We start from the raw sequence: 16,493 nt of genomic DNA, 5'->3' as shown, positions 1-16,493 counted from the left end.
CCTCGACGGGCGCCCGGGGGTGGCATCGGGGGCGGGGCGCGTGGTCGGCATATGGGCGCGGGCGAGATCCCAAACGGGTCCGGTCCGGGGCGTCATGACGCGTCCGCCCGTCCGACGCAAGCATCTTACGCAAGCTTCGGCTGCAGGAAGATGGGCAGGCAGCGCCGCAGAAAGAAGGCCCCCTGCTCGACCAGGGGGGTGACGCGCGCCATGTGCACCGGCGCGGGCCAGTCGGACGGCGCGCTCACCAGGCTGGCCAGCAGATAGGCCACGACCAGCAGCCCATAGCCGCGCAGCCCGCCGAACAGCAGCCCCAGCATGCTGTTCAGCCCGCCCAGCAGGGAGTCGCGGACGATCCGGCCGCAGGCCTGCGCGACCAGGGTGAAGACGATCAGCAAGCCGATGAACGGCAGCGCGAAGCCAAGCGTATTGGCCAGCAGCGGATTGCCGAGATGCGGGGCCAGCACCCGTTCGACCGGCGCCGTCCAGCGCGCGGCCAGCAGCAGCGCCCCGGCCCAGGTGCCCAGGCCCAGCAACTCGCGCACCAACCCCCGGCCATAGCCGAACAGGGCCGAGACGATCACCACCAGCCCGGCCGACAGATCGACCCATTCCGGGCCCGTCGGTGGCCAGTTCATCGGCGATCGCTCGTCGGTTTGCCGTGCGGCATCAGGCAGGAACGCTCCTCGGGCTGGGGGCCGGAAAGGATCGGCCCGACATGTGGCGCGGATGTGGCCGCTTATGCCAGCGCACGAGGACGGGGAAAAGAGCCCGGCCGGCATGTCGGCCGTACCGGAGGGCAAGGGGTAACGTGTCGGACCATGCAGGGGCGTCAGGCGGCCCCGGTCTCTTTCACCTCGCCCGATACCGGACGCGCGACAAGCGACAGGCTTGCCCGCTTTCGCAGCCAGCCGGAGACCGGCTGGTCGTAACAGGTCATCGCCAGGGCCGCGACGGCCACGCAGAGGCATGCCACCAGGGCGATCACGACAAGATTCGACGTACTCCCGATGAGCAGCGCGACAAAGAACAGGATGGGCGTGTGGACGACGTAATTGGCATAGGACAGCCGGCCCAGCCACACATCGCCCGGTACCAGCCGGCGATCCCCCGCCGAGAGGCCCAGGATCAGCGCGGCCGGCGGCAGGACGTAGAAAGTGGCCAGCCGCCAGGGAAGCGAGGAGAAGGGCGGAAAGACGATCAGCAGGATCGTCCCGACAGCCAGCACCGCAAAGGCGGGATGCCAGGGCATGCGCCCAAGAATCGCGCGGCTGAACCTGAAGACCACCAGCCCGGCGACGAAATCATAGCCCGTTCTCAGATACCCCCAGCCGGCGCCTGAACTCCCCCAGCCGATATTGAAGCCGCCAACGCGATGCGCGACGCCCCCCAGCGCGATCCCCAGGACGATGGCCAGGCAGACGAGCCACCGGGTCGAAGCCCCTGCCAGGAACCGGGCCCAGAACAAGGTGACCGCGGTCTGATACAACACGGTATAGAGGGGCGGATCCGAGACGACGGCATAGTCCGGAAAACCCGACGCCGACCAGAATTTCGGCAGAAGAAGAAGGTTCAGAACCCCGAACAGCACGACCTGGGCAGTAAATGCGGCCCCCGCATGAGGATGTCTCATGATCAGAACGACAGAGCCGACGGCCACGCCGAGTATCATCAGCGGCGCCAGGCGCAGAAGCCGATGCCGGGCATAGCCCCCGAATGTCGTCGTTCCCGAAACTATTTTCTGTTCATCCGCATTGCCTGCGACAAACCCGCTCAACAGAAAGAAAAAGTCGACCAATACATGTGTATGATTAAGAAAATTATAATTCGTCAGATAAATAAAGCAATGATGCGTCATTATAAATATTGAGCATATAAATCGCATTGGCTCGATAAATCTGTAATATTGTTTTTTATGAATTGACATCGTCCGAACCCGGTACCGGAATGGCCATGTCTGTATTAAAAACAATATGGTATTACTAAATTTTTAACATTCCGACACATAATGAGACTTGTCGTGATTGTGATTTCCACCCCGCGAAACGTTCTTGTTTTTCGTCAATTCGAACGCGGAATACGTCAAGGCGGCTGCATAACGGGCCGCGACGACATCAGGACACTAAAATATTGATTCTAGTGTCCTTTCGATTCCAAAATTCGCTTGCGAATTTCGGAATCAGGACACTAGGGCAGCTTGGTCGTGCGGATGCGCCAGGGGTGGGGGATGGCCCGGCCGGCCCGCCCGGTCCGGCCGCCGGGCGTGCGGTTCAGGCTGGCCAGCAATTCGCCGACCTGGGTGCGGCGGTCCAGTTCGGTCCAGACCGAGGCGGCAGGGATGTCGCAGGCGACCCAGATTTCCATCAGCCGTTTCAGCGTGTCGGCGCTTTCGCGGATCAGCGCGGCACGGTCGTCGGCCACCAGCGCCGCCACGCAATGCTCGGCATGCAGGCCGAAACTGCGCAGCAGGCGGCGCAGGCGCAGTTCGGCCAGCGGGTCAGGGAGCGAAACGCCCCCCGCGTCGCCGGATGCCGCGGCGGACGGCCCGTCGAGGGACGCCGGATCCGACCCGGCCAGCCTGCGCCACAGCCCATCCAGCGCCGCCCGGGCATCCAAGGCGGCCGCGTTCCGGTGGGACGCGTCATGCGGATCGGGCGGGGCAGGCGGCAGGCGGGGCATGGCGGCATGATGGCGGCGGCGGCCACCGCCGGTCAATCTCCCGTTCCCGGTCCGCCCGGCATTTCCGGCGATTTCGTTTCAGATCGAGAAATATTTTGCCTGCCGGTTCAGCACCACCAGCGCCGAGGTCGATTGTTCCGGATGCAGTTGATAGCCGTCGGTCAGCGACACGCCGATTCGCCCGGCATCCAGCAGCGTCAGGATCGGCTCCTGGTCCTCCAGGCGCGGGCAGGCCGGATAGCCGAACGAATAGCGCGAGCCGCGATAGCCCTGCTGCAGCAATTTCGCCATGTCGCGGTCGTCCTCGGCGGCGAAGCCCAGCTCGGCGCGGATGCGCTTGTGGGTATATTCGGCCATCGCCTCGGCCATTTCGACCGACAGCCCGTGCAGGTACAGGTAATCCTTATAGCGGTTGGCCTCGAACCATTCGCGCGCCATGTCCGACGCGGTCTGGCCGACGGTCACGACCTGCAGCCCGATCACGTCGCGCCGCGCGTCATCGACGTCGCGGACGAAATCGGCGATGCACGCGCCGTCCTCGCGCGGCTGGCGCGGCAGGGTGAAGCGCGCGGCCTCGGTGGCGCCGTCCTCTTCGAACAGGATCAGGTCATTGCCCTCGCCGGCGGCCTTCCAGTAGCCATAGCAGGCTTGCGGCCGCAGGATATCCTGCTCGGCCGCCAGCGCCAGCATGCGGCGCAGCACGGGGCGCAGTTCCTGCCGGGCCCAGACCATGAAATCGTCCAGCGAGCGGCCCTGTTTCCTGAAGCCCCACTGGAACTGGTACAGCGAGCGCTCATTCAGAAAGGGCAGCACCGCATCCGGCGTGGCTTCGATGACCCTGGCCCCCCAGAAGGGCGGCACGACAGCCGGCTCGTCCTGGGTCAGGCGCCGGCGACGCGCGCGCGCGGCGGCCGGATCGACCGGGGCGAATCCGCGCGTCTCCGCCTGTTCCATGTCGCGCGGGCGCGACCGGGTGGCCTTGCCGGCGCGGCGGGCGCGCACCGCGGCCAGGTAATTGTCGAATTCGCCCTGCGTCACCTGGTCCATCAGCGACAGCCCGTCGAACGCGTCGCGGGCATAGGCCACGCGGCCGTCGGCGCCGTACGCGGCGGCGCAGTCTTCCTCGACGTAATTGCGGGTCAGGGCCGCGCCGCCCAGCAGGACCGGCACGTCCATCCCCTGGCGAGCCATCTCTTCCAGGTTCTCGCGCATGATGACGGTGGATTTCACCAGCAGGCCGGACATGCCCACCGCATCCGCCCGATGGTCGCGGGCGGCGGCGATCATCTCGGCCACCGGCACCTTGATGCCCAGATTGACGACGCGATAGCCGTTGTTGGTCAGGATGATATCGACCAGGTTCTTGCCGATGTCATGCACGTCGCCCTTGACGGTCGCCAGCACGATGGTGCCGCGGGCCTGGCCGTCGACGCGCTCCATGTGCGGTTCCAGATGCGCGACGGCGGCCTTCATGGTCTCGGCCGATTGCAGCACGAAGGGCAGTTGCATCTTGCCGGCGCCGAACAGCTCGCCCACGACCTTCATCCCGTCCAGCAGGATGGTGTTGATGATGTCCAGCGGCGGAATGCTCCGCATCGCCTCGTCCAGGTCGGCTTCCAGCCCCTTGCGGTCGCCGTCGACGATGCGGTCCTTCAGCCGCCCCTCGACCGTCTCGGCGCGGGTCTTCCGCGCGGCATCGCTGGCCTTGCGGTCGGCGAACAGTTCCAGCAGGCGCTGCAGCGGGTCATAGCCCTCGCTGCGGCGGTCGAAGATCAGGTCCTCGGCCACCCGCACCTCTTCCTCGGGGATCAGGTGCAGCGGACGGATCTTGGACACATGGACGATCGCCGCCGTCATCCCGGCACGCACCGCGTGGTCCAGGAAGACCGAGTTCAGCACCGCCCGCGCCGCCGGGTTCAGGCCGAACGAGATGTTCGACAGCCCCAGCACGATCTGGATGTCCGGGAAACGCTCGCGGATCAGGCGGATGCCCTCCAGCGTCCACAACCCCAGCTTGCGGTCGTCCTCGACCCCCGTGCCGATGGTAAAGGTCAGCGGGTCGATCATCAGGTCGGATTGCGGCAGCCCATGGCGGTCGCAGGCGAATGCGACCAGGCGGGTGGCGATGCGCAGCTTGTCCTCGGCGGTCTTGGCCATGCCGACTTCGTCGATCGTCAGCGCCACCACGGCGGCGCCGAACTTGCGCGCCAGCACCATGCGGTCATGGGCGTGCTGCTCGCCATCCTCGAAATTGATCGAATTGATGATCGCCTTGCCGCCATACAGCTTCAGCGCCGCCTCGATCACCGGGGTCTCGGTGGAATCGATCACCAGCGGCGCGTTGACCGAACCGGTGAAGCGGGTGACCACCGCATTCATCTCGGCCATCTCGTCGCGGCCGACGAAGGCGGTGCAGACATCCAGCGCGTTCGATCCTTCGGCCACCTGCTCGCGGCCCACGGCGACGCAGCCGTCCCAGTCCGCCTCTTCCTGCAGGCTGCGCCATTTCTTCGAACCGTTGGCGTTGCAGCGCTCGCCGATCGAGAAATAGCTGTTTTCCTGGCGCAGCGGCACCTGGGTGTAGAGGCTGGCGACCGACGGAACCCACACCGGGCGGCGCGCGACGGGGGCCGGGCGGCGGCGGCCCGTGCCCTCGGCGCGGCGGCGCAGCATCGCGTCCAGCGCCGCGATATGCGGGGTCGAGGTGCCGCAGCAGCCGCCCACCAGGTTCAGCCCGTCCTCGGCGATGAAGCGCTCGACCCAGACGGCCATGTCGGCCGGCGACAGCGGATAATGGGTCTGCCCGTCCACCAGTTCGGGCAGGCCGGCATTGGGCTGGATCGAGACCAGGCCCGGCCAGTTGCCGGCCAGCCAGCGCACATGCTCGGCCATCTCCTGCGGGCCGGTGGCGCAGTTCAGCCCCATCAGCGGCACGTCCAGCGCATGGATCGCGGTGGCGGCGGCGGCGATGTCGGGGCCGACCAGCAGGGTGCCGGTGGTCTCCACCGTGACCTGCACGAAGACCGGCGTGTCGGTCCCCAGCTCGGCCCGGGCGATCTTCGCGCCGTTCACCGCGGCCTTGATCTGCAGCGTGTCCTGGCAGGTCTCGATCAGCAGCGCGTCGACCCCGCCCTCGATCAGGCCGCGGCACTGCTCGGTCAGCCCGGCTTCCAGCGTGTCGTAATCGATATTGCCCAGCGACGGCAGCTTGGTCCCCGGCCCCACCGAGCCCACGACATAGCGATGGCGCCCGTCGGCGAAGCTCTCGGCCGCCTCGCGCGCCAGATGGGCGGCAATGCGGTTGATCTCGCGCGCCCGGTCCGACAGGCCGAACTCGCCCAGCGTGATGGGCGAGCCACCGAACGAATTGGTCTCGACCATGTCCGCCCCGGCCTCGAAATAGCCGCGATGGATCTCGCGCACCAGTTCGGGGCGCGACAGGTTCAGGATCTCGGTGCAGTTCTCCTGGCCCCAATAGTCGCGCTCGACATCCAGGTCCAGCACCTGCACGCGCGACCCCATGCCGCCGTCACACAGCAAGACCTGGTCGCGAAGCGCGTCGAGAAGATGGGGGCGGCTGGTCATGGCGGTTCTGGCGTCCGGCTTGTATTGGGCGGGTGGGGGGCTGTTATTCATGCAGGCACGATGCATGTCCAGCATTCCATACCGATATGGGGTGCCGGGCCACGCGGCACAGGGCGGCACAGGACGGATGAAGGAGCGGGAAATGGGCGCGGATAGGGACGCGGACAGGGGCGCGGATAGGGGCGCCGATACGGGACGCATCAGGCTGGACCTGCTGGACGAGGCCGAATTCGCCGCGACGGCGCCGGACCCGGCTGCCATCGTGCTGGCCTGCGGCACGCCGGCCGAGAAAGCCGGCGGCCAGGAAGACGGCTGGGAAGACGGCTGGCTGGATATCGTGCCCCTGCCGGCGCCGGGCCCCTTCGCATCCGGCGGCGCGCACGGCGCGGGCTGCGCCTGCTGCCTGCCGGGCGGGGGGCTGTCGGCCGCGCTGGCGGACCTGTTCCGCGCGCGGGTGACGGGGCAGAGCCGGTGGTTCGACCGGGTGGTGGCGGTGGTGCCGGCGGCCCTGCGCGAGGGAATGCGGCAGGAACTCGCGGAAAACCGGATCGTCGCCGCGCGCTTTCGCCCCGATTGGGTCTGATGGATGGATCTGAGGGGTTGGATCTGATGGGCTGGGTCTGACATGCAGGACTCCGGCACGCGGGCAATCGCGGTCTCGCTCGCCCTCTTCGGCGCGGCCGCGCTGTGCGAGATCGGCGGATGCTATGCCTGGTGGTGCTGGCGGCGCGAAGGGGCGGGGGCCTGGGTGCTGCTGCCGGGCATGGCCTGCCTGGCGCTGTTCGGCTGGCTGCTGACCCTGGCGGACAGCGACGCGGCGGGACGGGCCTTCGCCGCCTATGGCGGGATCTATATCGTGGCCGCGCTGGCCTGGCTGCGCCTGGCCGAAGGACGGCCCGTCACGGCGCGCGACCTGGCCGGGGCGGCGTTGTGCCTGGCCGGCGCCGCTCTCATCCTCTCCGCCGGCCGCGCGCCGGGGCGATAAGGACGAAAAAGCGCTAAAAAACGAATTGAAACCGATGAAATGAAGTCGGGCTGCTATGATGGCAAACGGCAACGGCGCACGGTAACGGCGGACGGCAACGGCAGGCGGAGAGACGGCAGATGAAGCCTTCAGTCGCCCTGACGACGCATCGCGCGCATATCCTGGCGCTGACCGCGGCGCACCGTCTGGGCAATCCCCGCATTTTTGGCTCCGTGCTGCGCGGAGAGGATCGCGAGGGCAGTGATCTCGATCTTCTGGTCGATGCGCCGGCCGGCACGACGCTGTTCGACCTGGGGGCATTGCAAAGCGATCTCGAGGACCTGCTGGGGATCCGGATCGACGTGCTGACGGCCGGCGACCTGCCCGCCCGCTTTCGTGACCGCGTGCTGGCGGAAGCCCACCCGGTATGAACGACGACGCTGGCATCGTGGACATCTACATTGGAAGATCTAAAATCCGCTCGAACCGAACGCGCCTGATGAGCTTTTGGGCCATCCTGCCATTGCAGTTGGCGACTCAGCCGGCGCTATGCAGGGAGCCGGTCCTCCCCTATGAGCCGGCAATAGTAACCGTCTCGGGAGTGCTTGAGGAAGCCAAGGCTGAGCGCGAGGGCTCGATCGATCAAGGCGGCTGCCGAGAAGTTTTGCTGCGCCTCAGCGCGCCGATCTCGACATCAAACGGTCCGGAGATGGATGTGCCGGAACGGCATGTTCGCGCTCTTGATATTATTCTTGACAGCAAGAGTATGAGACGGCCAGGCAGCACGCAAAGAGTAGTCTATAGCGATCTGTGCCGAATGGTTGGCCATAAAACCAAAATAGAAGGGTCGCTTACGGCTGCGTTAACAGCCGGGGAAAGTCCAGTAAGAATAGCCGTCCGGCGAATTTTATTTTATGAAAAATAAGATTCACTTCTAAAGTTAGAATTTTCTGGACGATATAGCAAGCCGCATGCATCGCATTGGCGAGGCGAAGATCGCCTGCGTCATCGGCAGCGATCTGCTCTACAGCCGGGCGCCGCCCGGACCCGGCAGGGCATGATGCCCTGCACCCCAAGACCTAAAATACGGGTTCCAAGGGCCGAGGCCTCTGGCGGGGCCGCGTTCCCCGAATCCGAAATCCAATGGCCGCCGGATCCGGGAAACTGCCTGAAAGGCTATTTCGGCGCGCTGTCCCCGCGCCTTACTTCTGGGCCGCGGCGATCGCGGCGGTGATCACCTCGCCGGCTTCCTCGCGCCCGGCCCAGCCGGCCACCTTGACCCACTTGCCCTTCTCCAGGTCCTTGTAGCGGGTGAAGAAATGCTCGATCGCCTGGATGGTGATCTCAGGCAGGTCGGCGATCTTCTCGACCGTGGCATAGTGCGGGTGCACCTTGTCATGCGGCACGCAGACGATCTTCTCGTCCTGGCCGCTTTCGTCCTCCATGCGCAGCATGCCGATCGGCCGCGCGCGGATCACCGCGCCGGGCACCACCGGGGCCGGGATCAGCACCAGCGCGTCGGCCGGGTCGCCGTCGGCGGCCAGCGTGCCGGGGATGAAGCCATATGCCGCCGGATAGGCCATGGGCGTGAAGAGAACGCGGTCGACCACGATGGCGCCGCTCTCCTTGTCGATCTCGTATTTGACCGACGAGCCCTGGGGGATCTCGATGACGACGTTGATGTCGAACGGCACGTCCTTGCCGGGCGACAGTTTCGATACGTCCATGGCGGCGTTCCTTTTCACGGCATGGGAAGACGTCGCCGACCCTATCGGGGCGCGCGGGCCTTGCCAAGCACGGGCCGAATTGCGCCGGCTCGGGACGAATTCGCGGCCGCCCGGCACGCCGGACCTTGCCAAACCGCCGCACATGCGCGAAGTCAGGACCGGCCTGCGCGCCCGTAGCTCAATTGGTCAGAGCGGGCCGCTCATAACGGCTTGGTTGCGGGTTCAAGTCCTGCCGGGCGCAGGCCGTCGCACGGCCCGTCCCCCGGTTCGGGGGCGCGGTCCGCACGACCCTCTTCACCTTGTTCGGATATCGGGAGCCTTCGTCATGGCCGCCACGCAATATGTCTATGTGATGAAGGACCTGACCAAGGCGTATCCGGGCGGGCGCGAGGTCTTCAAGGGCATCACCCTCTCCTTCCTGCCGGGGGTGAAGATCGGCGTGCTGGGCGTCAACGGCGCCGGCAAATCCACCCTGCTGAAGATCATGGCGGGAATCGAGAAGGAGTTTGGCGGCGAGGCCTGGGCCGCCGAGGGCATGAAGATCGGCTATCTGGAGCAGGAGCCGAAGCTGGACGAATCGCTGACCGTCGGCGAGAACGTGGCCCTGGGCTTCGGCGAGCTGAAGCGCGCGGTCGACCGCTTCAACGAGATCTCGATGGCGTTCGCCGAGCCGATGTCGGACGACGAGATGACCGCCCTCCTGGCCGAACAGGCCGAGCTGCAGGAAAAGATCGATGCCGGCGACGGCTGGGAACTGGACCGCAAGATCGACATCGCGCTGGACGCGCTGCGCTGCCCCCCGGCCGACAGCGCGGTGACCCGCCTGTCGGGCGGCGAGCGCCGGCGCGTGGCGCTGTGCCGCCTGCTGCTGGAAAAGCCCGACCTGCTGCTGCTGGACGAGCCGACCAACCATCTCGACGCCGAAAGCGTCGCCTGGCTGGAACGCACGCTGCGCGACTACCAGGGCACGGTGATGGTCATCACCCATGACCGCTACTTCCTCGACAACGTCACCAACTGGATCCTCGAGCTGGAGCGTGGCCGGGGCTTCCCGTTCCAGGGCAACTACTCCTCCTGGCTCGAGCAGAAGCGCAAGCGCCTGGCCCAGGAGGAAAAGGAAGAGAGCGCCCGCCAGCGCGCCCTGGCCGCCGAGCAGGAATGGATCGGCTCCAGCCCCAAGGCGCGCCAGGCCAAGAGCAAGTCGCGTATCGCCCGGTACGAGGAAATGCTGGCCCAGAACGCCGAGCGCGCGGGCGGCACCGCCGACATCGTCATCCCGCCGGGCCCCCGCCTGGGCGGCACGGTCATCGAGGCCGAGGATCTGCGCAAGGCGTTCGGCAACCGGCTGCTGATCGACGATCTCAGCTTCAAGCTGCCGCCCGGCGGCATCGTCGGCGTGATCGGGCCGAACGGCGCGGGCAAGTCCACCCTGTTCCGCATGATCGTGGGGCAGGAGCAGCCCGATGCCGGATCGCTGAAGGTCGGCGACACGGTCAAGCTCGGCTATGTCGATCAGTCGCGCGACAGCCTGGACGACGACAAGACCGTCTGGGAGGAAATCTCGGGTGGCACCGACGTCATCTATCTGGGCAAGCGCGCGGTGCCGTCGCGCGCCTATGTCGGCGCCTTCAACTTCAAGGGCCCGGACCAGCAGAAGAAGGTCGGCATCCTGTCGGGCGGCGAGCGCAACCGCGTGCACCTGGCGAAGATGCTGCGCCAGGAAAGCAACGTCATCCTGCTGGACGAACCGACCAACGACCTCGATGTCGATACGCTGCGCGCGCTGGAAGACGCCCTGGCGGAATTCGCCGGCTGCGCCGTGATCATCAGCCATGACCGCTGGTTCCTGGACCGCCTGGCCACCCATATCCTGGCCTTCGAGGGCGACAGCCACGTCGAATGGTTCGAGGGTAATTTCCAGGCCTATGAAGAGGACAAGCGACGTCGACTCGGGCCTGACGCGACCGAGCCCGGGCGGATCAAGTACCGCCCGCTGGCGCGCTGACCCCGCGGGAGAAGCGGGCCGGGCGGCCCCGGCGCGCCCGCCCGGCGGCCCGGAGGCGGGCATGAGCGACGGGGCGCCGCCGCCGCAGGGGGCGGGCGCGCCGCCTGTGTACGATGCCGGGCAGGGGCGCGATGCCGGGCCGGGGCGTGGGGACGGCGCCGAGGCCGCGCCCGCCGCCCGTCACCCGCGGCGCGGCCCCTGGGGCCAGCCCGCCGCCCCGATCGGCTGGGCGGCGCGCTCGCCCGTTCCCGGCGGCCATATCCGCACCGGCCGGCTGGTGCTGGAGCCGATCGCCTGGCGCGACATGGACGACATGGCGCGGCTCAAGGCCGATGCCGGGGCGTTCGGCATGATGCTGGGCGGCGTGCGCGGCCGCCAGCAGGCCGAAATGGAAATGGCCGACGACCTGGCCTGCTGGGCGCGGAACGGCGTGGGCATCTTCGCGATTCGCGAGGACGGCCGCTTCATCGGCATGACGGGACTGCATGAACGCCCGGACGGGCGCGGGCTGGGGCTGCGCTTCGCGCTATGGCCCTGGGCCGCCGGGCGCGGCCTGGCGAGCGAGGCCGCATGGGCGGTGCTGAATTTCGCGCACGACAACGGCATACGCCGGATCATCGCGGTGGCGCGCGAAACCAATATCGCCTCGCGCACCATCCTGGGCGGAATCGGCATGACCCTGTGCGACAGCTTCATGCGCGACGGGCACCAGATGCTGGTCTATGAAAGCGTGCGCGAACAGCGCCCCGACCCGCTGCCGCCCCTGCCGCCGCGCCGGCCGGTCAGGCTGGTGGAATAGAAGGGACCGATCCCCGACAGGCGAGGAGGCACGCCGGCGCCGGTCGGCATTTGAGTTCCACCGGATATCCAGCCATCCTGATGGGCGCCTTGTCCGCGTGTCGTCGCCCACACGGCCGAATCGTGCCGCCGTGCATCCGCCAGGGAGAGAGTATGGACATCAGGTTCCTTGAAAGTTTCCTGTCCGTCGTCGAGCGTGGCTCGATCGCCGATGCGGCAAGGCAGCTCGGCATTACGCCCGCCGCCGTGTCCCAGCGGATCAAGGCCCTGGAAGACCAGATCCGGCAGCCTTTGCTGATGCGGGTGGGGCGCACGGTCGTGCCCACGCCGTCGGGCTGCGCGATCCTGGACAAGAGCCGCGAGATCATTTCCGCCGCCATGGAACTCAAGCGGATCGCAAGTCACGACACGCTGGCCGGCAACCTGCATATCGGTGCGATATCCTCCGCCCTGACGGGACTGTTTCCCCAGGCGATCAAGAGCTTCCTTGCGGAAAATCCCAATGTCGAGCTGCAGGTGACGCCAGGCCAGTCGCTGAAGCTATATGACGACGTCTTCATGGGCCGCTTGGATGGCGCGGTCATCGTGGAACCGCCCTTTCCCGTTCCCAAGTCATGCGGATGGGTCAGGCTGCGTTCCGAACCCATGATCGTGCTGACGTCGGACAAGTGCGCGATGACGGACCCGATCGAGGTGCTGAAGAATCACCTTTTCCTGCGCTACGACAGAAGCCAGTGGGGAGGACGCATCGTCGATAATTTCATGCGCCAGAACGGAATCGTTCCCAAAAGTCAGCTCGACATGGACGCGCTGGAGGCGATCAGCATCATGGTCAGCCACAATATCGGCGTGGCACTGCTGCCGGACTGGGCGCCGCCATGGCCATCGGGACTGTCCGTGCGTAAGCTGGCGCTGCCCGACGATTGTCCGCAGCGGCATATCGGATTTCTCTGGACATTGTCGTCGTCCAACAGCGACGCGATCCGCAAGTTCAGGGAAAATCTCGAAAGCTGCGCGTTCTGACGCGCCACGGGATGGGATGAAATCGGGAGGACGGGATGGATCTGGGTCTTGCGGGGCGGGTCGCCCTGGTCATGGGGTCGAGCCAGGGACTGGGCTATGCCTGTGCCGCCAGCCTTGCCCGCGAGGGCGCGCATGTCGTTCTGACCGGCCGGCATCGCCAGTCGCTTGAGGCATCGTGCGACGCCATCCGCGCCGCGGGCGGCCGGGCGTCGATCCATGTCGCCGACTTTCAGGACATGACGCCGCTCTTCGGCATAAAAAAGGATATCGCCGACGTCGATATCGTCGTGACGAATTGCGGCGGCCCGCCGCCGGGCGATGCCGCCCATATCGACATGGCGGATCTGGACCGGTATTTCACCGCCATGGTGCGCGTGCCGATCGCCACGGTCGAAATGTACCTTCCCGGCATGCGGCAGAGGAAGTTCGGCAGGATCATCAATATCATCTCGTCCGGCGTGCTGCAGCCGATCGCGAATCTCGCGTTGTCCAATACGCTGCGCCCCGCGCTTGTCGGATGGGCCAAGACCCTGTCGGTGGAAGTGGCGGCGGACGGCGTCACCGTGAATTCGGTCGTGCCGGGGCGCATCCACACGCGGCGGGTCGATAGCCTGAACGTGGCGGCGGCGGCCCGCCAGGGCCGGCCGGTCGAGGACGTATCCCGCGCGTCGCGGGACGCCATTCCGATGAAACGGTACGGCGACCCGGCCGAATTCGCGGATATGGTGACGTTTCTGGCCAGCGCGCGCGCCGGTTATGTAACGGGGACGCTCGTCCGCGTCGACGGCGGCCTGGTGGGGTCGCTCTGACGGGTGCCTACAGCCTGTCGGGCGGCGCGCGGCCCGACAGGACGTCCAGGACCTGACGGGCGCAAGTCATCGCCGTACGGCGCAGGGCCTCGGCCGTCGCGCCGCCGATATGGGGTGACAGCGCGACGCGGTCGCTTGCCAGCAGTGGCTCGTGCGCGGATGGGGGCTCCTGCGGCAGGACGTCCAGCCCCGCCGCGCCAACTCGACCGTCTGCCAGCGCCGCCAGCAGGGTCCGGCTGTCGATGGCAGAGCCGCGGCTGGTATTGACCAGGATGGTGCCGGGACGAAGGACCTGGGCCAGTCCGGCGTCGAAAATCGGCGGCTGGCCCGGGTCGGACGGCCTGTGCAGCGACAGGATGTCCGACGCGCCGGCCAGGGACGGCAGGTCGGGCGCACGCCGGACGTCATGGTCGGCGAAGACGCAATCGGGCACGCTGGGGGACCAGGCATGGACGGTCATGCCGAAGCCGTGGCCCGCGATCCACGCCACATGCCGGGCCACGGCGCCGAATCCGACCAGGCCGAGCGTGCGGCCATGCAGTTCGACGCCGCCGCTATCATAGCGAAAATCCCAGTGTCCCGCGCGGACCGCCCTGTCGGCATCGCAAAGTCGTCGGGCGGCGGCGAGCATCAGCCCGATCGTCAGTTCAGCCACCGAACGGCTGTTCGCGCCTGGGGTCCGCGTGACGACGATCCCACGCGCCCTGGCCTCGGCGATCGCGATGTTGTTCGTGCCCGCGCCGTGCGAGGCGATGATGCGCAGCGCGGACGCGCTACGGATCGCAGCGCCGTCCAGGCCGAGATCGCGTGTAATGACCGCCTGCGCATCGCCTATTTCCGCCGCAACGCATTCCATCGTGGCGCGTGACGCGAACCGCACCGCGACGCCATGTTCGCGCAGGAACGCGACGGCATGGTCGTCGATCGGCTGGGTCACGAAACAGCACAGCATCGTCGATCCGCCCGGTTCAGCTGGTCGTGGCGCGGCCGCGCAGGACGGCTTCCAGAACGGCGCAGCCTTGCATGAAATCAGAAAGTTCCATGCTTTCCATGGGATTATGGCTTCCGTGTTCGTTGCGGACGAAGATCATGAGGGTCGGAATGCCCTGCGTGGCGAACAGCGCGGTGTCATGGCCCGCACCGCTGGGCATGCCGATCGCCGGAATGCCCATGCCCGTGGCGCTGTCCATCGCGCGCTGCACCAGCGCGTCATCCGATACCGAAGGGGTGGTAGACGTCTGCTGGCCCAGGGCGATGCGGACATGATGCGCCTGTCCGATCGCGCGGGCCTGGGCATGGATGAAGTCATCGACCTCGCGTAGCAGGCGCGTATCGCGCGAGCGCACGTCGATCGAAAAATCAAGCCGCCCGGCCACGGCGCTGAAATGCGCCAGGTCGGCTTCGGTACGGCAGACGCCGAACGTCAGGGTCATTTCCTGACCGGCGTCTTCGCGCCGGATCCATTCCCGCTGTATGGCCAGCATGAACGCCGCGCCGGCGATGACGGTGTCGGCGCGGTAATTCCGGGGCGTCGCGCCGGAATGGGCATATTGCCCGTGAATGGCTGCCGAACGGTAGCGTATGCTGCCACAGATCCCGCTGACGATTCCGACCGGGTAATCCCGCTCCAGCAGGACGGGGCCTTGTTCGATATGCAGTTCGATGAAGCTGTCGATCGCCGCCGGATGCAGCGCCGGCTGCGCCAGGTCGTCGGGTCGGCCACCGGCCAGGCGGATCATGTCCGCCAGCGTGCCGGCACCGTCATTGCGCGGGGTTTCAAGGTCGCTTTCGCCCAGCAGCCCGAAGGCCGCCTTGCTGCCGAGATAGGAAATAGGAAACCACGCGCTTTCTTCTGCCCGGATCGCCATCACCGTCACATCGCGGTCGGGGATGAAGCCCGCCGTCTTCCACGCCGCCAGGACGGTCAGACCCGCCACCACGCCGGCGGCGCCATCATAGTTCCCTCCACCGGGCACGCTGTCCATGTGCGAGCCGGTCATGACGGCGGGCAGGGAGCGATCGCGGCCCGGCAGGGTGACATAGAGATTGGCCGCCCAGTCGTGGCGGATTTCAAGACCCATCCCGCGCGCCGTGGTTTCGATCAACAGGTGGGCGGCGTTCTCGCCGGCCCCGTAGGTGGCGCGCGTGATGCCCTGGCCGTCGAAGCCGATATCGTGAAGCGCGGAGAACAGATATTCGGCGACCTTTCGGTCCAGGGCATGCGCGCCGTCGCCTGCCGGGTGATGTATGGTCTGTTCCATCGATTTTCCCTTCCACATCGCGATACCCGGGGCGACGCATCCGTCCGGACGCGGAACTAATGTTTCGCGAAGAGCTGCTTCATGTCGGCGAACGCCTTGAACTCGATGGCATTGCCGGCCGGATCGAGAAGGAACATCGTTGCCTGCTCGCCTGGCATGCCCACGAAGCGGATCTGCGGCGGCATGACGAATTCGGTGCCACGGGCCGTCAGTTTTTCGGCCAGCGCCTTCCAATCTTCCATGTCCAGAACGACGCCGAAATGCGGGATCTGCACCTCTTTGGCATCGACCAGTCCGCACCTATCGTTTTTGGAATCGTCGCCGACCCGGTGAGCCACGATCTGATGTCCGAAAAGATCGAAATCGATCCACGTATCGGAGCTTCGTCCCTCCGGACATCCCAGCAATTCGCCGTAAAAACGCCTGGCTGCCTCCAGGTCGTCGACGGGAAAGGCGATATGAAACGGATTGGGCATGGGTTTTCCTCGTACGTCGTGCGTTCAGTCTCTTATGTCGCTGTCCATCGCTGGTTAAGCATGATTTTGTTTCTTGATACGATAGAAAAACTAGTGGGTCGCGCGGATGGCGGCACGCATCCCGCGTACCCGTCGTGCATTGCTCGTCAAGCGTAATATCTCATAT

At 66.5% G+C, this 16,493-nt stretch carries 16 protein-coding genes and 1 tRNA gene; 9 read left to right on the top strand and 8 right to left on the bottom strand.

Features of this window, described 5'->3' with window-relative positions; genetic code table 11:
• Positions 1-125 precede the first annotated feature (125 nt).
• From AAC691_RS09915 to metH, 4 genes are all read right to left on the bottom strand, one after another.
• Positions 126-638 (bottom strand): CvpA family protein, encoded by a 513-nt coding sequence (locus AAC691_RS09915; protein ID WP_342629922.1) that lies wholly within the window; start codon positions 636-638, stop codon positions 126-128.
• Between the two features lie 194 nt (positions 639-832).
• A complete protein-coding gene (locus tag AAC691_RS09910) occupies positions 833-1,885 on the bottom strand; it encodes an acyltransferase (protein WP_342629921.1) in 1,053 nt (350 codons plus the stop codon).
• 302 nt (positions 1,886-2,187) lie between these two features.
• The gene (locus AAC691_RS09905) at positions 2,188-2,715 is read right to left on the bottom strand and encodes a hypothetical protein (protein WP_342629920.1); all 528 of its coding nucleotides are present in this window, start codon (positions 2,713-2,715) and stop codon (positions 2,188-2,190) included.
• A 42-nt stretch (positions 2,716-2,757) separates the two neighbouring features.
• Complete coding sequence (gene metH / locus AAC691_RS09900) at positions 2,758-6,264, bottom strand: methionine synthase (RefSeq protein ID WP_342630185.1); 3,507 nt, start codon at positions 6,262-6,264, stop codon at positions 2,758-2,760.
• A gap of 64 nt (positions 6,265-6,328) precedes the next feature.
• Between metH and AAC691_RS09895 the strand changes: the two genes are divergently transcribed.
• The 4 genes from AAC691_RS09895 (at position 6,329) to AAC691_RS09880 (ending at position 8,153) form a co-directional block, all read left to right on the top strand.
• The gene (locus AAC691_RS09895) at positions 6,329-6,847 is read left to right on the top strand and encodes a hypothetical protein (protein ID WP_342629919.1); all 519 of its coding nucleotides are present in this window, start codon (positions 6,329-6,331) and stop codon (positions 6,845-6,847) included.
• A gap of 42 nt (positions 6,848-6,889) precedes the next feature.
• Positions 6,890-7,249 carry a YnfA family protein gene (locus tag AAC691_RS09890; protein ID WP_342629918.1) on the top strand — a complete coding sequence of 120 codons (360 nt, stop codon included), beginning with the start codon at positions 6,890-6,892 and terminating at the stop codon, positions 7,247-7,249.
• A gap of 119 nt (positions 7,250-7,368) precedes the next feature.
• Positions 7,369-7,659, top strand: a complete 291-nt coding sequence (locus AAC691_RS09885; protein WP_342629917.1) for a nucleotidyltransferase family protein — start codon at positions 7,369-7,371, stop codon at positions 7,657-7,659.
• Positions 7,656-8,153, top strand: a complete 498-nt coding sequence (locus AAC691_RS09880; protein WP_342629916.1) for a hypothetical protein — start codon at positions 7,656-7,658, stop codon at positions 8,151-8,153. Before AAC691_RS09885 ends, AAC691_RS09880 begins: the two co-directional genes overlap by 4 nt.
• 277 nt (positions 8,154-8,430) lie before the next feature.
• Here the strand turns inward: AAC691_RS09880 and ppa are convergent, their stop codons facing one another.
• Positions 8,431-8,955 carry an inorganic diphosphatase gene (gene ppa, locus AAC691_RS09875; RefSeq protein ID WP_323992284.1) on the bottom strand — a complete coding sequence of 175 codons (525 nt, stop codon included), beginning with the start codon at positions 8,953-8,955 and terminating at the stop codon, positions 8,431-8,433.
• A 167-nt stretch (positions 8,956-9,122) separates the two neighbouring features.
• Between ppa and AAC691_RS09870 the strand changes: the two genes are divergently transcribed.
• The 5 genes from AAC691_RS09870 to AAC691_RS09850 all read left to right on the top strand — a co-directional run bounded on the left by AAC691_RS09870 (position 9,123) and on the right by AAC691_RS09850 (position 13,590).
• Positions 9,123-9,196, top strand: a tRNA-Ile gene (locus AAC691_RS09870).
• A gap of 84 nt (positions 9,197-9,280) precedes the next feature.
• Positions 9,281-10,960 carry an energy-dependent translational throttle protein EttA gene (ettA, locus tag AAC691_RS09865; protein ID WP_176640165.1) on the top strand — a complete coding sequence of 560 codons (1,680 nt, stop codon included), beginning with the start codon at positions 9,281-9,283 and terminating at the stop codon, positions 10,958-10,960.
• A gap of 259 nt (positions 10,961-11,219) precedes the next feature.
• A complete protein-coding gene (locus AAC691_RS09860; RefSeq protein ID WP_408906103.1) occupies positions 11,220-11,759 on the top strand; it encodes a GNAT family N-acetyltransferase in 540 nt (179 codons plus the stop codon).
• Between the two features lie 152 nt (positions 11,760-11,911).
• A complete protein-coding gene (locus AAC691_RS09855; RefSeq protein WP_342629915.1) occupies positions 11,912-12,781 on the top strand; it encodes a LysR family transcriptional regulator in 870 nt (289 codons plus the stop codon).
• A 35-nt stretch (positions 12,782-12,816) separates the two neighbouring features.
• Positions 12,817-13,590, top strand: a complete 774-nt coding sequence (locus tag AAC691_RS09850) for an SDR family oxidoreductase (protein WP_342629914.1) — start codon at positions 12,817-12,819, stop codon at positions 13,588-13,590.
• Positions 13,591-13,597: 7 nt separating this feature from the next.
• On the opposite strand, the gene AAC691_RS09845 is transcribed toward AAC691_RS09850, so the two are convergent.
• Genes AAC691_RS09845 through AAC691_RS09835 form a run of 3 tightly spaced genes read right to left on the bottom strand, consistent with a single transcriptional unit; the run spans position 13,598 to position 16,327 of the window.
• Complete coding sequence (locus AAC691_RS09845) at positions 13,598-14,542, bottom strand: NAD(P)-dependent oxidoreductase (RefSeq protein WP_342629913.1); 945 nt, start codon at positions 14,540-14,542, stop codon at positions 13,598-13,600.
• A 16-nt stretch (positions 14,543-14,558) separates the two neighbouring features.
• Positions 14,559-15,851: a Zn-dependent hydrolase gene (locus AAC691_RS09840; protein WP_342629912.1), complete on the bottom strand. Its 1,293-nt coding sequence runs from the start codon at positions 15,849-15,851 to the stop codon at positions 14,559-14,561.
• 56 nt (positions 15,852-15,907) lie between these two features.
• Complete coding sequence (locus tag AAC691_RS09835) at positions 15,908-16,327, bottom strand: VOC family protein (RefSeq protein ID WP_342629911.1); 420 nt, start codon at positions 16,325-16,327, stop codon at positions 15,908-15,910.
• Between the last annotated feature and the right edge of the window lie 166 nt (positions 16,328-16,493).

Origin of the sequence: Nguyenibacter vanlangensis, from assembly GCF_038719015.1 — a bacterium.
GTDB classification, from domain to species: domain Bacteria; phylum Pseudomonadota; class Alphaproteobacteria; order Acetobacterales; family Acetobacteraceae; genus Gluconacetobacter; species Gluconacetobacter vanlangensis.
Note: the sequence above shows the minus strand (reverse complement) of the source record. Positions and strands in the feature narration are given on the sequence as shown.

What these genes read in the sequence shown, in the direction of transcription:
- AAC691_RS09915 (WP_342629922.1), bottom strand. Translation starts at nt 638, where the DNA reads ATGAACTGGCCACCGACGGGCCCGGAATGGGTCGATCTGTCGGCCGGG.
- AAC691_RS09910 (WP_342629921.1), bottom strand. Translation starts at nt 1,885, where the DNA reads ATGCGATTTATATGCTCAATATTTATAATGACGCATCATTGCTTTATT.
- metH (WP_342630185.1), bottom strand. Translation starts at nt 6,264, where the DNA reads ATGACCAGCCGCCCCCATCTTCTCGACGCGCTTCGCGACCAGGTCTTG.
- AAC691_RS09895 (WP_342629919.1), top strand. Translation starts at nt 6,329, where the DNA reads ATGTCCAGCATTCCATACCGATATGGGGTGCCGGGCCACGCGGCACAG.
- AAC691_RS09890 (WP_342629918.1), top strand. Translation starts at nt 6,890, where the DNA reads ATGCAGGACTCCGGCACGCGGGCAATCGCGGTCTCGCTCGCCCTCTTC.
- AAC691_RS09885 (WP_342629917.1), top strand. Translation starts at nt 7,369, where the DNA reads ATGAAGCCTTCAGTCGCCCTGACGACGCATCGCGCGCATATCCTGGCG.
- AAC691_RS09880 (WP_342629916.1), top strand. Translation starts at nt 7,656, where the DNA reads ATGAACGACGACGCTGGCATCGTGGACATCTACATTGGAAGATCTAAA.
- ppa (WP_323992284.1), bottom strand. Translation starts at nt 8,955, where the DNA reads ATGGACGTATCGAAACTGTCGCCCGGCAAGGACGTGCCGTTCGACATC.
- ettA (WP_176640165.1), top strand. Translation starts at nt 9,281, where the DNA reads ATGGCCGCCACGCAATATGTCTATGTGATGAAGGACCTGACCAAGGCG.
- AAC691_RS09855 (WP_342629915.1), top strand. Translation starts at nt 11,912, where the DNA reads ATGGACATCAGGTTCCTTGAAAGTTTCCTGTCCGTCGTCGAGCGTGGC.
- AAC691_RS09850 (WP_342629914.1), top strand. Translation starts at nt 12,817, where the DNA reads ATGGATCTGGGTCTTGCGGGGCGGGTCGCCCTGGTCATGGGGTCGAGC.
- AAC691_RS09845 (WP_342629913.1), bottom strand. Translation starts at nt 14,542, where the DNA reads ATGCTGTGCTGTTTCGTGACCCAGCCGATCGACGACCATGCCGTCGCG.
- AAC691_RS09840 (WP_342629912.1), bottom strand. Translation starts at nt 15,851, where the DNA reads ATGGAACAGACCATACATCACCCGGCAGGCGACGGCGCGCATGCCCTG.
- AAC691_RS09835 (WP_342629911.1), bottom strand. Translation starts at nt 16,327, where the DNA reads ATGCCCAATCCGTTTCATATCGCCTTTCCCGTCGACGACCTGGAGGCA.